21 protein-coding genes are annotated in these 14,191 nt (G+C 73.4%); 7 read left to right on the forward strand and 14 right to left on the reverse strand.

Annotated elements, in window-relative coordinates:
- Positions 1-290 precede the first annotated feature (290 nt).
- The 3 genes from IMZ35_RS19230 to bcp all read left to right on the forward strand — a co-directional run bounded on the left by IMZ35_RS19230 (position 291) and on the right by bcp (position 1,858).
- Entirely contained in the window at positions 291-857 is a 567-nt protein-coding gene (locus IMZ35_RS19230; protein ID WP_199442497.1) for a hypothetical protein, read from the forward strand.
- 69 nt (positions 858-926) lie between these two features.
- Positions 927-1,343, forward strand: coding sequence for a hypothetical protein (locus tag IMZ35_RS19235; RefSeq protein WP_199442498.1), 417 nt, complete (start codon positions 927-929; stop codon positions 1,341-1,343).
- A gap of 41 nt (positions 1,344-1,384) precedes the next feature.
- On the forward strand, positions 1,385-1,858 hold the full coding sequence (gene bcp / locus IMZ35_RS19240) for a thioredoxin-dependent thiol peroxidase (protein ID WP_199442499.1): 474 nt from the start codon (positions 1,385-1,387) through the stop codon (positions 1,856-1,858).
- Positions 1,859-1,903: 45 nt separating this feature from the next.
- Here bcp and rdgB read toward each other — a convergent pair whose 3' ends face one another.
- Together rdgB and rph are read right to left on the reverse strand one after the other, a co-directional pair.
- Positions 1,904-2,506: an RdgB/HAM1 family non-canonical purine NTP pyrophosphatase gene (rdgB, locus tag IMZ35_RS19245; protein WP_199442500.1), complete on the reverse strand. Its 603-nt coding sequence runs from the start codon at positions 2,504-2,506 to the stop codon at positions 1,904-1,906.
- Complete coding sequence (rph, locus tag IMZ35_RS19250; RefSeq protein WP_199442501.1) at positions 2,503-3,273, reverse strand: ribonuclease PH; 771 nt, start codon at positions 3,271-3,273, stop codon at positions 2,503-2,505. Before rph ends, rdgB begins: the two co-directional genes overlap by 4 nt.
- Before the next feature lie 61 nt (positions 3,274-3,334).
- On the opposite strand from rph, the gene IMZ35_RS19255 reads away from it, so the two are divergent.
- On the forward strand, positions 3,335-3,853 hold the full coding sequence (locus tag IMZ35_RS19255; RefSeq protein WP_199442502.1) for a DUF2231 domain-containing protein: 519 nt from the start codon (positions 3,335-3,337) through the stop codon (positions 3,851-3,853).
- Here the strand turns inward: IMZ35_RS19255 and IMZ35_RS19260 are convergent.
- The 5 genes from IMZ35_RS19260 to IMZ35_RS19280 are packed head-to-tail and all read right to left on the reverse strand — an operon-like array spanning position 3,840 to position 7,008.
- A complete protein-coding gene (locus IMZ35_RS19260) occupies positions 3,840-4,259 on the reverse strand; it encodes an OsmC family protein (protein WP_307868394.1) in 420 nt (139 codons plus the stop codon). The genes IMZ35_RS19255 and IMZ35_RS19260 overlap by 14 nt on opposite strands.
- Before the next feature lie 10 nt (positions 4,260-4,269).
- Positions 4,270-4,773: a hemerythrin domain-containing protein gene (locus IMZ35_RS19265; protein WP_199442503.1), complete on the reverse strand. Its 504-nt coding sequence runs from the start codon at positions 4,771-4,773 to the stop codon at positions 4,270-4,272.
- Between the two features lie 15 nt (positions 4,774-4,788).
- Entirely contained in the window at positions 4,789-5,601 is an 813-nt protein-coding gene (locus tag IMZ35_RS19270) for an MBL fold metallo-hydrolase (protein WP_199442504.1), read from the reverse strand.
- A gap of 4 nt (positions 5,602-5,605) precedes the next feature.
- Complete coding sequence (murI, locus tag IMZ35_RS19275; protein WP_199442505.1) at positions 5,606-6,412, reverse strand: glutamate racemase; 807 nt, start codon at positions 6,410-6,412, stop codon at positions 5,606-5,608.
- Positions 6,409-7,008: a rhomboid family intramembrane serine protease gene (locus tag IMZ35_RS19280; protein WP_199442506.1), complete on the reverse strand. Its 600-nt coding sequence runs from the start codon at positions 7,006-7,008 to the stop codon at positions 6,409-6,411. Before IMZ35_RS19280 ends, murI begins: the two co-directional genes overlap by 4 nt.
- Before the next feature lie 134 nt (positions 7,009-7,142).
- Here IMZ35_RS19280 and IMZ35_RS19285 point away from each other — a divergent pair, with 134 nt between their 5' ends.
- Positions 7,143-8,003 (forward strand): SMP-30/gluconolactonase/LRE family protein, encoded by an 861-nt coding sequence (locus tag IMZ35_RS19285; protein ID WP_307868397.1) that lies wholly within the window; start codon positions 7,143-7,145, stop codon positions 8,001-8,003.
- 52 nt (positions 8,004-8,055) lie between these two features.
- On the opposite strand, the gene IMZ35_RS19290 is transcribed toward IMZ35_RS19285, so the two are convergent.
- From IMZ35_RS19290 to clpS, 7 genes are all read right to left on the reverse strand, one after another.
- A complete protein-coding gene (locus IMZ35_RS19290) occupies positions 8,056-9,006 on the reverse strand; it encodes a PLP-dependent cysteine synthase family protein (protein WP_199442508.1) in 951 nt (316 codons plus the stop codon).
- A gap of 6 nt (positions 9,007-9,012) precedes the next feature.
- Positions 9,013-9,285 (reverse strand): MoaD/ThiS family protein, encoded by a 273-nt coding sequence (locus IMZ35_RS19295; RefSeq protein WP_199442509.1) that lies wholly within the window; start codon positions 9,283-9,285, stop codon positions 9,013-9,015.
- 92 nt (positions 9,286-9,377) lie between these two features.
- Complete coding sequence (locus IMZ35_RS19300; RefSeq protein ID WP_368857018.1) at positions 9,378-9,833, reverse strand: M67 family metallopeptidase; 456 nt, start codon at positions 9,831-9,833, stop codon at positions 9,378-9,380.
- Between the two features lie 57 nt (positions 9,834-9,890).
- Positions 9,891-10,415, reverse strand: a complete 525-nt coding sequence (locus IMZ35_RS19305) for a DUF2231 domain-containing protein (RefSeq protein WP_199442511.1) — start codon at positions 10,413-10,415, stop codon at positions 9,891-9,893.
- Between the two features lie 16 nt (positions 10,416-10,431).
- Positions 10,432-11,385 carry a P1 family peptidase gene (locus IMZ35_RS19310; protein ID WP_307868399.1) on the reverse strand — a complete coding sequence of 318 codons (954 nt, stop codon included), beginning with the start codon at positions 11,383-11,385 and terminating at the stop codon, positions 10,432-10,434.
- Positions 11,382-11,939 carry a DUF2017 domain-containing protein gene (locus tag IMZ35_RS19315; RefSeq protein WP_199442512.1) on the reverse strand — a complete coding sequence of 186 codons (558 nt, stop codon included), beginning with the start codon at positions 11,937-11,939 and terminating at the stop codon, positions 11,382-11,384. Before IMZ35_RS19315 ends, IMZ35_RS19310 begins: the two co-directional genes overlap by 4 nt.
- The gene (gene clpS, locus IMZ35_RS19320; protein ID WP_199442513.1) at positions 11,936-12,235 is read right to left on the reverse strand and encodes an ATP-dependent Clp protease adapter ClpS; all 300 of its coding nucleotides are present in this window, start codon (positions 12,233-12,235) and stop codon (positions 11,936-11,938) included. The genes IMZ35_RS19315 and clpS overlap by 4 nt, the downstream gene beginning before the upstream one ends.
- Positions 12,236-12,322: 87 nt before the next feature.
- On the opposite strand from clpS, the gene IMZ35_RS19325 reads away from it, so the two are divergent.
- Positions 12,323-13,603, forward strand: a complete 1,281-nt coding sequence (locus IMZ35_RS19325) for a nicotinate phosphoribosyltransferase (RefSeq protein WP_199442514.1) — start codon at positions 12,323-12,325, stop codon at positions 13,601-13,603.
- A gap of 9 nt (positions 13,604-13,612) precedes the next feature.
- On the forward strand, positions 13,613-14,164 hold the full coding sequence (locus tag IMZ35_RS19330) for an isochorismatase family protein (protein WP_199442515.1): 552 nt from the start codon (positions 13,613-13,615) through the stop codon (positions 14,162-14,164).
- Positions 14,165-14,191: the final 27 nt, after the last annotated feature.

Here is a 14,191-nt window from a genome sequence, read left to right on the forward strand (position 1 = left end):
CCGTGTGCGATGGTGCTTGTGGAGCGCGCACGCCCCCCGACGCGCTCCTCAACTTCCGGGCGCCGGACGCCCGACGAGCCGCATCCCGACACGGCGTGGGCGGCACCGCTCGCGGTGCCACCCACGCCGTGTCGGTGCTCACGCGGATCGCACACGGCATCACGGGACGGCCACATCCTGACACCAGGTGCGAATCAAGCCCTCGGATCAGCCCCCGCTCCCCCGCCGACCCGTCATGGTGGAGGTCGGTTCCATCTCGTCCCTTCCGCCGGGGCGGAAAGGGGAGGTTCGTGAGGTTCGCCAGACTGGCCGTCGGCGCGTGCGCCGTCGCGGCCTTGGCGGGATGTACGGCGGCGCCTGCCATCTCCCACTCGGCCGACACGGCCGTCGAGACGACACCGCCCAGCGCGGGCGGTGCCGCACCCTCCGTCAGACAGGACGCCCAGGTGCCGCTGTCGGCGACCCTGGCCCCGTTCGGGTCCGAGCACACGTGGGGCAACGGCCTCGCGGTGACGATCTCCGCGCCGAAGTCGCTCACGCCGAGCGACACGGCGTTCCCCAGGGCCGGCCGCATGGCCGTGTTCACCGTCGTGGTCCTGAACGGCACCTCGACCGTCTACCGGCCCCCGCAGCTCGCGGTCCGTGCCGTGGCGGACGGCCGACCGGCGCAGGAGGTGCTCGACGCCGTGCAGGGCCTCAACGGCGTCGCCTCCGCCGTGCAGGAACTGCCGCCGGAGCGCGACGCGACGCTGACGCTGGCGTTCGCCGTGCCCGACGAGCCGGTGCGGATGCGCCTGACCGTCCAGCCCGGCGGCGGTGGCTCCGAGACGATGGCGATCTTCGAGGGCACCGCCTGACCCTCCTTGCGCCCGGTTTCAGAACAGTGTTTTATAACGCTGTCACGCCACCTGGAACCGGAGTGCCCCATGCACGCGCTGCTGCTGTCGGACCCGTCGAGAATCCTCGCCGGCGCCATGCTGCTGTCGATCGTCACGATCGAGTTCGGCGGCTGGTTCGTGCTGCGGACCTCCTCCGGCGCCGTGGCCGCGACGGACTTCCAGCGCTCGTTCGCGAGGGCCGGACACGGTCACGCCGGGGTGCTCGTCACACTCGGTCTGGTGTGCCTGCTGCTGGCGGACGCCTCGGGCCTGACCGGACCGCTCGGCTGGATCGCGCGCCTCGGCGTGCCGGTGGCCGCGCTGCTCGTCCCCGGCGGGTTCTTCGCCTCGTCGGCGGGCCGTGGCCGCACGAGGCCGAACCGCGCGTTCGTCCTGGTGTGGCTGGGCGTGGCGTCGCTGGCGCTCGGCGTCGGCGTGCTGGGGATCGGCCTGCTGACCGGCTGACCGGCGGCGGAGACGCGGGGAGGGCGCGGTAGCGTCGGGGCATGAGCGAGCAGAAGCGCCTCTCCCCCGGCGACCAGGCGCCGGCGTTCACCCTGAACGACAGCACGGGCAAGCCCGTGTCGCTGTCGGACTACCTGGGCAGGTCCGTCGTCGTCTACTTCTACCCGGCGGCCTCGACGCCGGGCTGCACGAAGCAGGCGTGCGACTTCCAGGAGAACCTGGGCTCGCTGGCCGACTCCGGCTACGCCGTCGTCGGCGTCTCCCCCGACGAGCCGGCGAAGCTGGCGAAGTTCGCCGCGGCCGAGCAGCTCGACTTCCCGCTGCTGTCCGATCCGGAGCGCGCGGTGCTCGCGGAGTGGGGCGCGTTCGGCGAGAAGCAGAACTACGGCAGGACCGTGCAGGGCGTGATCCGCTCGACGTTCCTGGTCGACCCGGAGGGCAAGATCGCGAAGGCGATGTACAACGTCCGGGCGACGGGCCACGTGGCGAAGCTGCTGCGCGAGCTGCCCGCCTGAGCCGGCACGCGCGGGCGGTGCGCGGAACGCACCGCCCGCGCGGACTCAGGCCAGGTCGCGCAGGTGCGGGAGCAGGGCCTTGATCGCCCGCCCCCGGTGCGAGGACGCGTCCTTCTCCCGCGGGCTCAGCTCCGCCGACGTCACGTCCGAGCCCTCGGGCCGGAAGATCGGGTCGTAGCCGAAGCCGTTCGTCCCGCGCGGGGCGCGCACGATCTCACCGCGCCACTCGCCGCGCACCGCGGTCTCCGTGCCGTCGGGCAGCACCAGCGCCAGCGCGGACACGAAGGCCGCGCCCCTGCGCTCGTCCGGCACGTCGGAGAGCTGACCCAGCAGCAGGTCCAGGTTCGCCACGTCGTCGCCGTGCTTGCCCGACCAGCGGGCCGAGAGCACGCCCGGCATCCCGTTCAGCGCGTCCACGGCCAGCCCCGAGTCGTCGGCCACCGAAGCCAGTCCCGTCGCCGCGCACGCGTCGCGGGCCTTGAGCAGCGCGTTGCCCTCGAACGTCGCCTCGGTCTCCGGCGCCTCCGGGAACCGCGGCACGTCGTCCAGACCCAGCACCTCGATGCCGTCGAGGCCCTCGGCGGCGACGATGCGGCGCAGCTCGTCCAGCTTCTTGGCGTTGCGCGACGCCAGCAGCAGCCTCGTCATCCGCGCGACCTCTTCGGCTTCGGCTCGGGCAGGACACCGGGGTAGGGCAGCGCGAGCGCCTCGGCCTGGAGCCGGTTCAGCTCGGCGCAGCCCGCCAGCGCGAGGTCCAGCATCGAGTCCAGGGTGGACCGGGCGAACGTCGCGCCCTCACCGGTGCCCTGCACCTCGACGAGCGTGCCGGCGTCCGTCGCCACCACGTTCATGTCGACCTCGGCGCGCGAGTCCTCCTCGTACGGCAGGTCGAGGCGCACCCGGCCGTCCACGACGCCCACGCTCACCGCCGACACCGCGCACGCCAGCGGCTGCGGGTCCGCGAGCCTGCCCGCCGCGCCGAGGTACGTCACCGCGTCGGCCAGCGCCACGTAGGCGCCGGTGATCGCGGCGGTCCTGGTGCCGCCGTCGGCCTGGATCACGTCGCAGTCGATCACGATGGTGTTCTCGCCCAGCGCGGCCAGGTCGATGCACGCGCGCAGCGAGCGACCGATCAGCCTGCTGATCTCGTGCGTGCGACCACCGATCCGGCCCTTCACCGACTCGCGGTCGCCGCGGGTGTGCGTGGCCGACGGGAGCATCGCGTACTCGGCCGTCACCCAGCCCAGCCCGGAGCCGGACCGCCAGCGCGGCACCCCCTCGGTCGCGCTCGCCGCGCACAGCACCCGCGTGTTCCCGAACTCCACCAGCACCGAGCCGGCGGGCCACTGCTGGTAGCCGCGCGTGATCCGGACCTCGCGCAGCACGTCGTCGTTTCTGCCATCGCTCCTCGCCACGCGGCTAGCCTAGGCTGCGCGCGCGGTGAACCCCGGACGGGTCACCGGCGTAGGGAGAGGCATGGCAATCGCAGACGACCTGGTGACGATCTTCGGGCTACCGGCGCACCCGCTCCTCGTGCACGCCGTGGTGGTGCTCCTCCCGCTCTCCGCCGCCGGTGCGATCGCCGTCGCCGTCCGGCCCGCCTGGCGCGCGCGGTTCGGCTGGCCGGTGCTGGCGCTCACGGCCGCCGCCGTCGGCGCGGTGCCGATGGCGCAGGCGGCGGGCGAGCAGCTCGACGCGGCGCTCGGCACGCCGCAGGACCCGCTGATCCGGCGGCACGCCGACCTCGGCAACGACCTGATGCCCTTCGCGCTGGGCTTCGGCGTGCTGGTGGTCGTGCTGCTCGTCGCGGGACGGCTCGCCGACCGGGAGCGCGCCGCCGACGGCGAGGGCGGCGGCGACGCGAAGACCTGGCGCACGATCTCGGTGCTGGTGTCGGCGCTCGTGGTGGTCGCCGCCGTCGCGGCGGTCGTGCAGACCGTCCGCGTCGGGCACAGCGGTTCCACCGCGGTGTGGGACTACGTCACGAACCTGTAGGCAGGTCCAGCGGCGCCGGCGTCGGCTTCTTCAGCGTCCGCGTCACCGTGCACAGCTGCTCGACCGCGCGCCGCACGGCCGTGTCGAGCGCGGCGCGCTGCGCGTCGTCCAGCGCGGAGACGTCGAAGTCCAGCGCCAGCGGGATCTCCACCACCGAGTGGCCGTCGGGCGTGCGCACGGCCTCCGCGCTCGCGCGGATCTCCGCTCCCTCGCCGATCCTGCGCTCCACCAGCGACTCGGCCGTGACCGCGACGCACCCCGCGGCGGCGGCGAGCAGGAGTTCGACCGGGGTGAAGGACCCGTCCTGGCCGGCACGGCCGATCTGGACCTCCGCCCCCCGGTCGTTCCTCGCGGTGAAGCGGTGCTGCGCGGTGCGCCGCAGTGCGACGCTGCTGGTCTCGGCCACGCGGCCGACGCTAGTCGATGCGGTCCTGCGTGGCCTTCGCCACCCGGCGCACGTTCTCGAGGTCGCCGCAGTCCTCGTCGAGCTTCTCCTGGCGCGCGGCCAGGAAGTCGGTGCCGAGCTGCGCCCTGCGCTCGTCGGGGACCTGCTCGCGGGCGTCGTTGAGGATGGTCCGCTCCTCCTCGTCGACGTGGTGGTTCATCGCCTCGACGAGCTCCTCCAGCTTCTCCTCCCACTCGTCGCTGGTGGTGTCGGAGATCTCCATCAGCGCGAGCAGCGCCTGGTGGCCCTCGGCGTGCTCCTCCGCGCCGTGCTCCACCTCGTCGTCGTCGATCTCCTTGTACCGCCGCAGCGCCGGGTAGACCTTGGCCTCCTCGGCCTCGGCGTGGGCCACCAGCAGCGCGGCCAGCTCGCCGAGCACGGCGGGGCGGTCGGAGGAGCGGTCGCGCAGGTCTCGGAACAGCTCCTCGAACCTCCGGTGGTCGTCCAGGATCAGGTCAACGACATCAGCACTCATGGTGTGTTCTCCGCGTCACGTGGTCAGGGGTCGACCGGATACCCCGAACCCTCCACGATCAACCGAGTACCGCGCACCGCGCCGAACGGCCTCCACCGGACCGGGAAACTCCGCGCGCGCCTCGGCCAGCACCGCGTTCCGGTCCGTCCAGGGCGGCACGTGCGTCAGCAGCAGGGAGCGCGCTCCCGCCCGCCGCGCCAGATCGCCCGCCTGGGTGCCGGACAGGTGCACGCCGACCGGCCGCTCCGGCCCGTCGGTCCAGCTCGCCTCGGACAGCAGGACGTCCGCGTCGCGCGCCAGGTCCTCCAGCGCGTCGCACGGGCCCGTGTCACCGGTGTAGACCAGCGACGCGCCGCCGTGCCGGATGCGGAAGCCGTACGCCTCGCACGGGTGGGCGACGAGGGCGGGCGTCACCTCGAACGGTCCGATGTGGACGGTCTCCTCGGCGATCGGGTGGAAGTCGAACACCTCCAGCACCACCGACCTCCCGTCCTCGACCGGTGTCGCCTCGTAGGCCGCGGCGAACCGCTGCGGCGCGTTGCGCGGAGCGTGCACGGGCAGCCGGCGCGCGCACACGTCGAACGGCGGCGACGGGTGGTAGCGGCGCAGGACCGTCAGCGCCGTCAGGTCCACGCAGTGGTCGGGGTGCAGGTGCGAGATCAGCAGGGCGCCGAGGTCGAACGGATCGCACACGGTCTGCAACGAGGCCAGGACGCCGTTGCCGAAGTCGACGGCGAGCAGGAAGCCCTCCGCCTCCAGCAGGTAGCCCGACGCGGGTTCACCGGGTCCGGGGACGCTGCCGGAACACCCGAGCACGGTCAGTTCCACGGGGTCAGCCCCGCACGCCGGGAGAGGCGGTGCCGAACATCGGCAGGAACCGCTTCGCGAGCTTCGCGAACGGCTCCGGCGGACCGGTGCAGGTGAACTCGTGGTCGGCCGCGTCGACCGGTCCCTCGTTGAGCAGGTCGTTCTCCGTGAGCACCCGCACGACGTCCTTCACCGTCTCCTCCGCGCTCGACACCAGCGTCACGTCCTCGCCCATCACGATCTGGAGCACACCCGTCAGGAGCGGGTAGTGGGTGCAGCCGAGCACCAGCGTGTCGACCCTGGCCCGCTGCAACGGTTCCAGGTACCCCTGGGCCAGGCCCAGCACCTGGCGGCCGGAGGTGATGCCGCGCTCGACGAAGTCCACGAACCGGGGGCACGCCGCCGCAGTCACCCGCACGTCGCGGGCTGCGGCGAAGGAGTCCTGGTAGGCGCCGGAGGCGATGGTGCTCTGCGTGCCGATCACACCGACGCGCCCGGTGCGGGTCGTGGCGACCGCCCGGCGTACCGCGGGCAGCGTCACCTCGACCACGGGGACGTCGTAGCGCTCCCGCGCGTCGCGCAGGCAGGCCGCCGACGCGGTGTTGCAGGCCATGACGAGCATCTTGACGCCGTCGGCCACGAGCCGGTCGGCGATCTCCAGCGCGTTCTCGCGGATCTGCGCGATCGGCAGCGGGCCGTAGGGCGCGCGGGCGGTGTCGCCCACGTAGCGGATGCGCTCACCCGGCAGTTGCTCGGCGATGGCGCGGGCGACGGTGAGTCCGCCCACTCCGGAGTCGAAGATCCCGATGGGGGCGTCGGCGGTGCGGCTCACGCGGCGAGGCTACCCGGCGCGGGCACCATCGGCCGCTGCTCCTTTCGGGCGTCTCGCGCGACGCCCCACGCTGCGAGGACACCGCCGATCGCGCCGAAGAGGTGGCCCTCCCAGGAGATGCCGGGCTGGCCGGGCAGCACGCCCCACAGGGCGTAGCCGTAGACGCCGAGGACGACCACCGCGATGGCGATCTGGAGCACGCCGCGGGCGAAGATCCCGCGAACCAGCAGGAAGGACAGGAAGCCGAACACCAGGCCGGACGCGCCGATGTGCACGGCCGGGCTGCCGACCAGCCAGATGCCGAGCCCGCTGGTCAGCCAGATCACCGCGGTCACCTGGAAGAACTGCTTCGCGCCGCCGGAGCTGGCGAGGAAGCCGAGCACCAGCAGCGGCCCCGCGTTGCCGGTGAGGCGCCCCCAGTCGCCGTGCAGCAGCGGGTACCAGGCGAGGTTGTCCCACTGCGAGAAGTCGCGCGGGACCACCCCGTCGTCGTCCAGCGAGTGCCCGGTGAGCACGTCGAGCGCCTCCACCGCGTACAGGAGGGCGACGAAGCCCGCGACCACCACGAGCGACAGCAGTGGCCGCGGTGGTACCACGCGTCGGGCCGACGACGTCGATCTGGCTGGTCGGGCGAGGGCAGCGGCTGGCTCCACGTGTTCAGGCTACGTCCACCGGGGCCGGATCGGGCCGGGATCTCGGCACCTCACCGCCTGCTGCCTAAGCTGTGGCGGTGTCGACAGACGTAGCGGTGAAGACCGAGGCCGTTCTGGGCGAGGGACCGACCTGGGACGCGGGTACCTCCACGCTCCTGTGGGTGGACGTCCTCGCCAGTCAGGTGCACCGCTACGCGCCCCGCAGCGGTGCTGACGCGGTGCTGGACGTGCCCCAGCACGTGGGGGCCGCGAAGCCGCGCGAGCAGGGCGGTCTCGTGCTGAACCTGCGCGACGGCGTCGCGCTGGTGGACCGGGACGGCACGCGCACGTGGCTCGTCTACTGGGCCCGCGACGGCGTGCGCGGCAACGACGCGGCGGTCGACCCGGCGGGACGGCTGTGGGCCGGGACGATGCGCTACGACGAGGCCAGGGGCGGCGGGTGGCTGGCGCGCGTGGAGCCGGACGGCGCGGCGAAGGTCGTGCTCGGCGACGTGACGATCAGCAACGGCACCGGCTGGAGCCCCGGCGGCGAACTCATGTACTACGTGGACACCCCGGAGCAGCGGATCGACGTGTTCGACTACGACACCGCCACCGGCGAGGCCACCGGGCGGCGCGCGCTGTGCGCGGTGGCCGACACCCCCGGCAAGCCGGACGGGCTGTGCGTGGACGCCGAGGGGTGCGTGTGGGTGGCGCTGTGGGGCGGCTCCGCCGTGCGCCGCTACACGCCGGACGGCAGGCTGGACCGGGAGATCGCGCTGCCCGTGGAGCAGCCCACGGCGTGCTGCTTCGGCGGGGACGACTTCACCGACCTGTACGTGACGACGGCCCGCACCGGCCTGAGCGAGCGGTCGCTGGCGGAGAACCCACTGTCGGGCTCGGTCCTGGTGCTTCCGGGCATCGGTGCCGGTGTCCCGTCGTTCTCCTTCACGGGCTGAGCGGGCCGACGCCCCGCCGGACCGCCGTCGAGCGCGGTCCGGCGGCGGGTCGTCAGGCCCAGAGGTGCCCGTCCAGGCGTTCGGACGCCTCGTCGAGGGTGCCGGAGTACGCCCCGGTCGACAGGTACTTCCAGCCCGCGTCGCACACCACGAACACCACGTCGGCCGGGGTGCCCGCGGTCACCGCCTTGTCCGCCACGGCCAGGGCCGCGTGCAGGATCGCGCCGGTGGAGACGCCCGCGAAGATGCCCTCGGCCTCCAGGAGCTGCCGGGTGCGGCGCAGCGCGTCGTAGGAGCCGACCGAGTAGCGGCCGGTGAGCACGCTCGCGTCGTACAGCTCCGGCACGAAGCCCTCGTCGAGGTTGCGCAGCCCGTACACCAGCTCGCCGTAGCGCGGCTCGGCGGCGACGATCTGCACGTCCGGCTTCTGCTCCCGCAGGTACCGGCCGACGCCCACGAGCGTGCCGGTCGTGCCCAGGCCCGCCACGAAGTGGGTGATCTCCGGCAGGTCCTTCAGGATCTCCGGCCCGGTGCCCCGGTAGTGCGCCTCGGCGTTGGCGGGGTTGCCGTACTGGTAGAGCATCACCCACTCGGGGTTCTGCTCCGCCAGTTCCTTGGCGCGCGCGACGGCCTGGTTGGAGCCGCCCGCCGCCGGGGAGAAGACGATCCGCGCCCCGTACGCCTGGAGCAGCTGCTTGCGCTCGGTCGAGGTGTTCTCCGGCATCACGCACACCAGGCCGTAGCCCTTGAGCTTCGCCGCCATCGCCAGCGAGATGCCGGTGTTGCCGGACGTGGGCTCCAGGATCGTCGCCCCCGGCCGCAGCGTCCCGTCCCGCTCGGCCGCCTCGATCATGGCCAGCGCGGGCCGGTCCTTGATCGAACCGGTCGGGTTGCGGTCCTCCAGCTTCGCCCACAGCCGCACGTCCCGCGACGGCGACAGGTTCGGCAGGCCGACCAGCGGCGTGCCGCCGAGGGCGTGGAGCAGCGAGTCGTAGCGCGCCACGGCAGATCAGCCGCCGGCGACGGCGGGCAGGATCGTCACGGTGTCGCCGTCCTTCACCGCCGCCTCCAGGCCACCGGAGAAGCGCACGTCCTCGTCGTTGACGTAGACGTTGACGAACCGGTGCAGCGAGCCCTCCTTGACCAGGCGGGCCTTGAGGCCACCGTGGTTGGTCTCCAGGTCCTCGATGACCTCGGCGAGCGTGCCGCCGCTGGCCTCGACGGACTTCTGCCCGCCGGTGTGGGTGCGCAGGATGGTGGGGATGGAGACGGTGATGGCCATGGTGCTGGAACCTCCGTGAACTGACGCCGTTCGGCCGGTCTTCTGCTGGGTGGAGACGCGCGGGAGCCCGCGGGTGTTCCCGAGGCGGTCGCTCAGGACCGGTCGGGGGTGTCGTCGCTGCCCGTGTGGGAGAACATGTAGGACTCGACCACCTCGACGGGCTCCTCGGTCACGACGCCGTCGACGATCCGGTAGGAGCGCAGCTCGTGCTCCCGCGGGTCGCGGGTGGACACGAGGACGTAGTGCGCGTCCGGCTCGGCCGCGTAGGACACGTCGGTGCGCGACGGGTACGCCTCGGTGGCCGTGTGCGAGTGGTAGACGACGACGGGGACCTCGTCGGCCGCGTCCATCTGCCGCCACACCCGCAACTGCTCGCCGGAGTCGAAGCGGTAGAACGTCGGCGAACGCTCCGCGTTCTCCATCGGGACGAACCGCTCCGGGCGGTCGGAGCCCTCGGGGCCCGCGACGATGCCGCACGCCTCGTCCGGGTGGTCGCGACGGGCGTGCGCCACCATCGCGTCCACGAGGTCACGACGGATCACCAGCACGTGCCCCATCCTACGTCGTGGTGGAACCCCTCCCGCTGGGTGAGAACCCCCTCGTCGTCACACGGGCTCGCGGTGGACGCCCGCGCCCTGCGCGTAGCTCAGGTGGCCGCCGATCAGGCCGCCCGCGCCGATGAGCGACGCCCCGGCGAAGCCGACCAGGCGGCCGGACAGCGGCCTGCCCCTCCCGCGCAGCACGAAGGAGGCGAGGTAGCACGTCGACGCGAGCAGGTTGGTCGCCAGGTGCACCACGGCGGTGCGCTGCTGCCGCTGGTCCAGAGTCGTCCACTCGGCCAGCCCGGTGGCGACGGCGGCGGGGGTGGTCGCGAGCCCGGCGCCGACGAGTCCGCGTGCCGCGCCGCCCTGACCCGGCACGACGTCGAGCAGCGCCGACGACAGGTACAGGCCGATCGGCAGCAGGACCACGGCCGGGTGGGCGGGGTGCCCGAGGGGCTTCCCGCGCAGCACGTCGGTGACGGGGTGCTGCCGCAGCGCGGGCGGCAGCAGTTCCGACACCGCGGCGGCGGCGCGGTCCAGCGCCTCGGTGTTCTCGATCTTCTTCAACAGCTTCGTCAGGGCGGACATTGCCCCGGGGTACCCGTTACAGGTCGCGGTACGCCGCCACGTCGCCGACGCGGGTCGCCGTCAGCACTCCCCGCACGAGAGCGCGGGCGAACACGTCGGCCGCCGCCGCGCACAGGGCGTCCAGGGCGACCGCCCGTTCCGGACCGGGCGGCAGCTCCCGCGCGCCGGTGGCGAGGGCGAACACCGTGTCGCCGTCGAACAGCGAGTGCGCCGGACGGACGGCCCTGGCCAGACCGTCCTGAGCGGACATCGCCAGGCGGCGGCACTCGGCCTTGTCCAGCGCGGCGTCCACCGCGACGACCCCGATCGTGGTGTTCAGCCGGGACGCGGTGACCCGCGGCAGCGTCACCGGGCGGTCCGGCGTCTCGGGCGACCGCTCCCAGAACAGACCGGTGCGCGGGTCGACGGCCTCCCCCACCGCGTTCACGGCGGCGAGCGCGCCGACGACGTGGCCGCCGACGCGGGCGCTGGCCGTGCCCACTCCGCCCTTGAGCGAGCCGGTGCGCGCACCGGCCCCCGCTCCCACGGAGCCCTCGGCGACGCGGGTGCCCGCCGCCTCGCACGCCGCGTACCCGAAGGACGCGTCGGGCCGGTTGCCCCACTCGCCCAGGTCGAGGTCGAACAGCACGGCGGCCGGGACGATCGGCACGACCTGGTGCGGCAGCGGCCCGACCGGGAACCCGGTGTCGCGCTCGGCGAGCCAGCGCACCACGCCGTCCGCCGCGGCGAGCCCGTAGGCGCTGCCGCCGGTCAGGCACACCGCGTGCACGGTCCGCACGAGGTTGGCCGGGTCGAGCAGGTCCGTCTCCCTGGTGCCGGGAGCGCCGCCGCGCGCGTCGACGCCGCCGACCGCGCCCTCGGGCGCGAGCACGACGGTGGTGCCGGTCGCCCAGCCGTCGCCGACGCGGTCGTGGTGGCCCACGAGCACGCCGGGGACGTCGGTGATCGAGCCGCTGGTCTCCCGGTTCACGCGGAGACGGCCTCGATCAGCGTCTCCTGCATCCAGGTCAGCCAGTGGTAGACGCCCAGGTGCGGCGAGCGCGGGTCGTCCGGGGGCAGCTCGTCGGGCATCTCGTCGTGCACGTCCAGCGCCGTGCCCAGCGCGAGCCGCACGTCGTTGATCGCCGCCAGCCACGCCTCGGCCTGCTCGACCGACAACCGCACCGTGCCGCCGTCGGGCGGGCAGGTGTCCAGCACGACTCCGGCGACCCCCGTCTTGAGGTCCAGCAGCTCCGGTTCGTGCAACGAGCGCAGCGCACCGGCCGAGTCGACGTCACCGGGATCGGGCGCGTCCGGGTCGAGCCGGTGGAAGTCGGGCAGCAACCGGCTCAGGATCGGGTCGTCCGGCGCCGTGGAGGGACCGGTGCGGATGCCGGTCAGCTCGGCCAGCTCGTCCTGCGGCGCCTCCTCGGCGCGCGCCAGGAGCATGTCCTGGATCTGGCTGACGAGCCCCCGCACCACGGCCGCCTCCTGGCGGTCGAACCGGGCGAGGACGAGGTCCCCGTCGCGCGTCCACTTCTTCACGAGGCACGCTGCATGGTCGCCCAGAGCCCGGCGGCGTGCAGCTTCGCCACGTCGATCTCCATCTTGTCCTTGGTCCCGGAGGAGACGATCGCCCTGCCCTTGTGGTGGACGTCCAGCATCAGCTTCGTCGCCTGTTCCCGGCTGTAGCCGAACAGCTTCTGGAACACGTACGTCACGTAGGACATCAGGTTCACCGGGTCGTTCCAGACCACCGTCTGCCACGGTCTGTCCTCGGCGCGGATCTCCGCGCCCGACGGTTCAACCTGCGTCCGCTCCTGCTCGACGGGCGTGGTCATGTCGTCAATGGTGTCACGCCCCGGTTGGTGGCGGAGACCACAGGTCATCTCGTGCGCGCAAAAGTGCTCCCCGCCTAGGCTCACGTCATGTCGACGTCCACGGCGCTGTTCACCGACCACTACGAGCTCACGATGCTCGCCGCAGCGCTGCGCGACGGCACCGCGGAGCGCCCCTGCGTCTTCGAGGTGTTCGCCCGGCGGCTGCCGGAGGGACGTCGCTACGGCGTGGTCGCGGGAACCGGCCGGTTCCTCGACGCGGTGCGGGACTTCCGCTTCGCCGACGAGGAGATCGCCCAGCTGCGCGAGTCCGGCGTGGTGGACGAGGCCACGCTGCGGTGGCTGGCCGCGTACCGCTTCAGCGGCGACGTCGACGGCTACCCCGAGGGGGAGCTGTACTTCCCCGGTTCCCCGCTGCTGTCGGTGCGCGCCTCGTTCGCCGAGGGGGTCGTGCTGGAGACGCTCGCCCTGTCGATCCTCAACCACGACAGCGCCATCGCCTCCGCCGCGGCGCGCATGGTCGGCGCGGCCAACGGCCGCAGGATGATCGAGATGGGCTCCCGGCGCACCCACGAGGAGGCCGCCGTCGCGTCCGCCCGCGCCGCCTACCTCGCGGGCTTCACCGCGACCTCGAACCTGGAGGCGGGCCGCCGCCACGGCATCCCCACGGCGGGCACGTCGGCGCACGCGTTCACCCTGCTGCACAGCGACGAGAAGGCCGCGTTCCGCAGCCAGGTCGAGGCGCTGGGCGCGGGGACGACGCTGCTCGTGGACACCTACGACATCACCGAGGGCATCCGCAACGCCGTCGAGGTCGCCGGACCGGGTCTGGGCGCGGTCCGCATCGACTCCGGCGACCTGGGCGTGCTGGCCCGCCAGGCCCGCGACCAGCTCGACTCGCTGGGCGCGCGGAAGACCCGGATCGTCGTCTCGGGAGACCTGGACGAGTACGCCATCGCCGCGCTGCGCGCCGAGCCGGTCGACGCCTACGGCGTGGGCACGTCGCTGGTCACCGGGTCGGGGGCCCCGACAGCGGGCATGGTCTACAAGCTCGTCGAGGTGGAGGGCCGCCCGGTCGCGAAGCGCAGCTCCCACAAGGAGTCGCGCGGCGGCTGGAAGAACGCGCTGCGCCGCCACAAGGAGACCGGCACGGCGCTGGAGGAGGTCGTGTTCCCCGCCGCCGAGCCCGTCGAGCCGGGCGAGCACGACCGGCTGCTCCAGGTGCCGCTGCTGCGCGGGGGCGAGCCGACCGACCGGGTGCCGACGCTCGCGCAGAGCCGTGACCGGTTGCGTGCGGCACTCGTGACCGTGCCCTGGGAGGGTCTGAAGCTGTCGCGCGGCGAACCCGCGATCCCGACCACGTTCCTGTGAGGTGCTGACATGACCAAGGCGCTGATCGTCGTCGACGTGCAGAACGACTTCTGCGAGGGCGGCTCGCTGGCCGTCGCCGGTGGGGCGGCGGTGGCCGCCGCCGTGTCCCGGCACATCGCCGCGGGCGGGTACGACCACGTCGTCGCCACCAGGGACTACCACGTCGACCCCGGCTCGCACTTCAGCTCCACGCCCGACTACGTCGACTCCTGGCCCGTGCACTGCGTCGCCGGCACGGCGGGCGCGTCGTTCCACCCGGAGCTGGACGTGACGGGGATCGAGGCGGTGTTCTCCAAGGGCGAGTACGCGGCGGCCTACTCGGGTTTCGAGGGTGCGGCCGGTGACGGCTCCGACCTCACGACGTGGCTGCGGGCGCACGACGTGGACGCCGTCGACGTCGTGGGCATCGCGACCGACCACTGCGTGCGGGCCACCGCCCTGGACGCGGCGGCGGCCGGGTTCAGCACGACGGTGCTGCTGGACCTCACCGCCGGGGTGTCGGAGCCGACCGTGCGGACCGCCCTGGCGCGGTTGCGCGAAGCGGGCGTCGAACTGGCCTGAGGCCGTGGCCGCCCGCACCGGGCGGCC

The sequence above is a fragment of the Umezawaea beigongshangensis genome (assembly GCF_016464305.1).
Lineage (GTDB): Bacteria > Actinomycetota > Actinomycetes > Mycobacteriales > Pseudonocardiaceae > Umezawaea_A > Umezawaea_A beigongshangensis.

Bases quoted from the DNA above. Each gene is read 5' to 3' on its own strand.
- IMZ35_RS19235 (WP_199442498.1), top strand. From the start codon at position 927: ATGCACGCGCTGCTGCTGTCGGACCCGTCGAGAATCCTCGCCGGCGCC.
- bcp (WP_199442499.1), top strand. From the start codon at position 1,385: ATGAGCGAGCAGAAGCGCCTCTCCCCCGGCGACCAGGCGCCGGCGTTC.
- rdgB (WP_199442500.1), bottom strand. From the start codon at position 2,506: ATGACGAGGCTGCTGCTGGCGTCGCGCAACGCCAAGAAGCTGGACGAG.
- IMZ35_RS19255 (WP_199442502.1), top strand. From the start codon at position 3,335: ATGGCAATCGCAGACGACCTGGTGACGATCTTCGGGCTACCGGCGCAC.
- IMZ35_RS19265 (WP_199442503.1), bottom strand. From the start codon at position 4,773: ATGAGTGCTGATGTCGTTGACCTGATCCTGGACGACCACCGGAGGTTC.
- IMZ35_RS19295 (WP_199442509.1), bottom strand. From the start codon at position 9,285: ATGGCCATCACCGTCTCCATCCCCACCATCCTGCGCACCCACACCGGC.
- IMZ35_RS19305 (WP_199442511.1), bottom strand. From the start codon at position 10,415: ATGTCCGCCCTGACGAAGCTGTTGAAGAAGATCGAGAACACCGAGGCG.
- clpS (WP_199442513.1), bottom strand. From the start codon at position 12,235: ATGACCACGCCCGTCGAGCAGGAGCGGACGCAGGTTGAACCGTCGGGC.
- IMZ35_RS19325 (WP_199442514.1), top strand. From the start codon at position 12,323: ATGTCGACGTCCACGGCGCTGTTCACCGACCACTACGAGCTCACGATG.
- IMZ35_RS19330 (WP_199442515.1), top strand. From the start codon at position 13,613: ATGACCAAGGCGCTGATCGTCGTCGACGTGCAGAACGACTTCTGCGAG.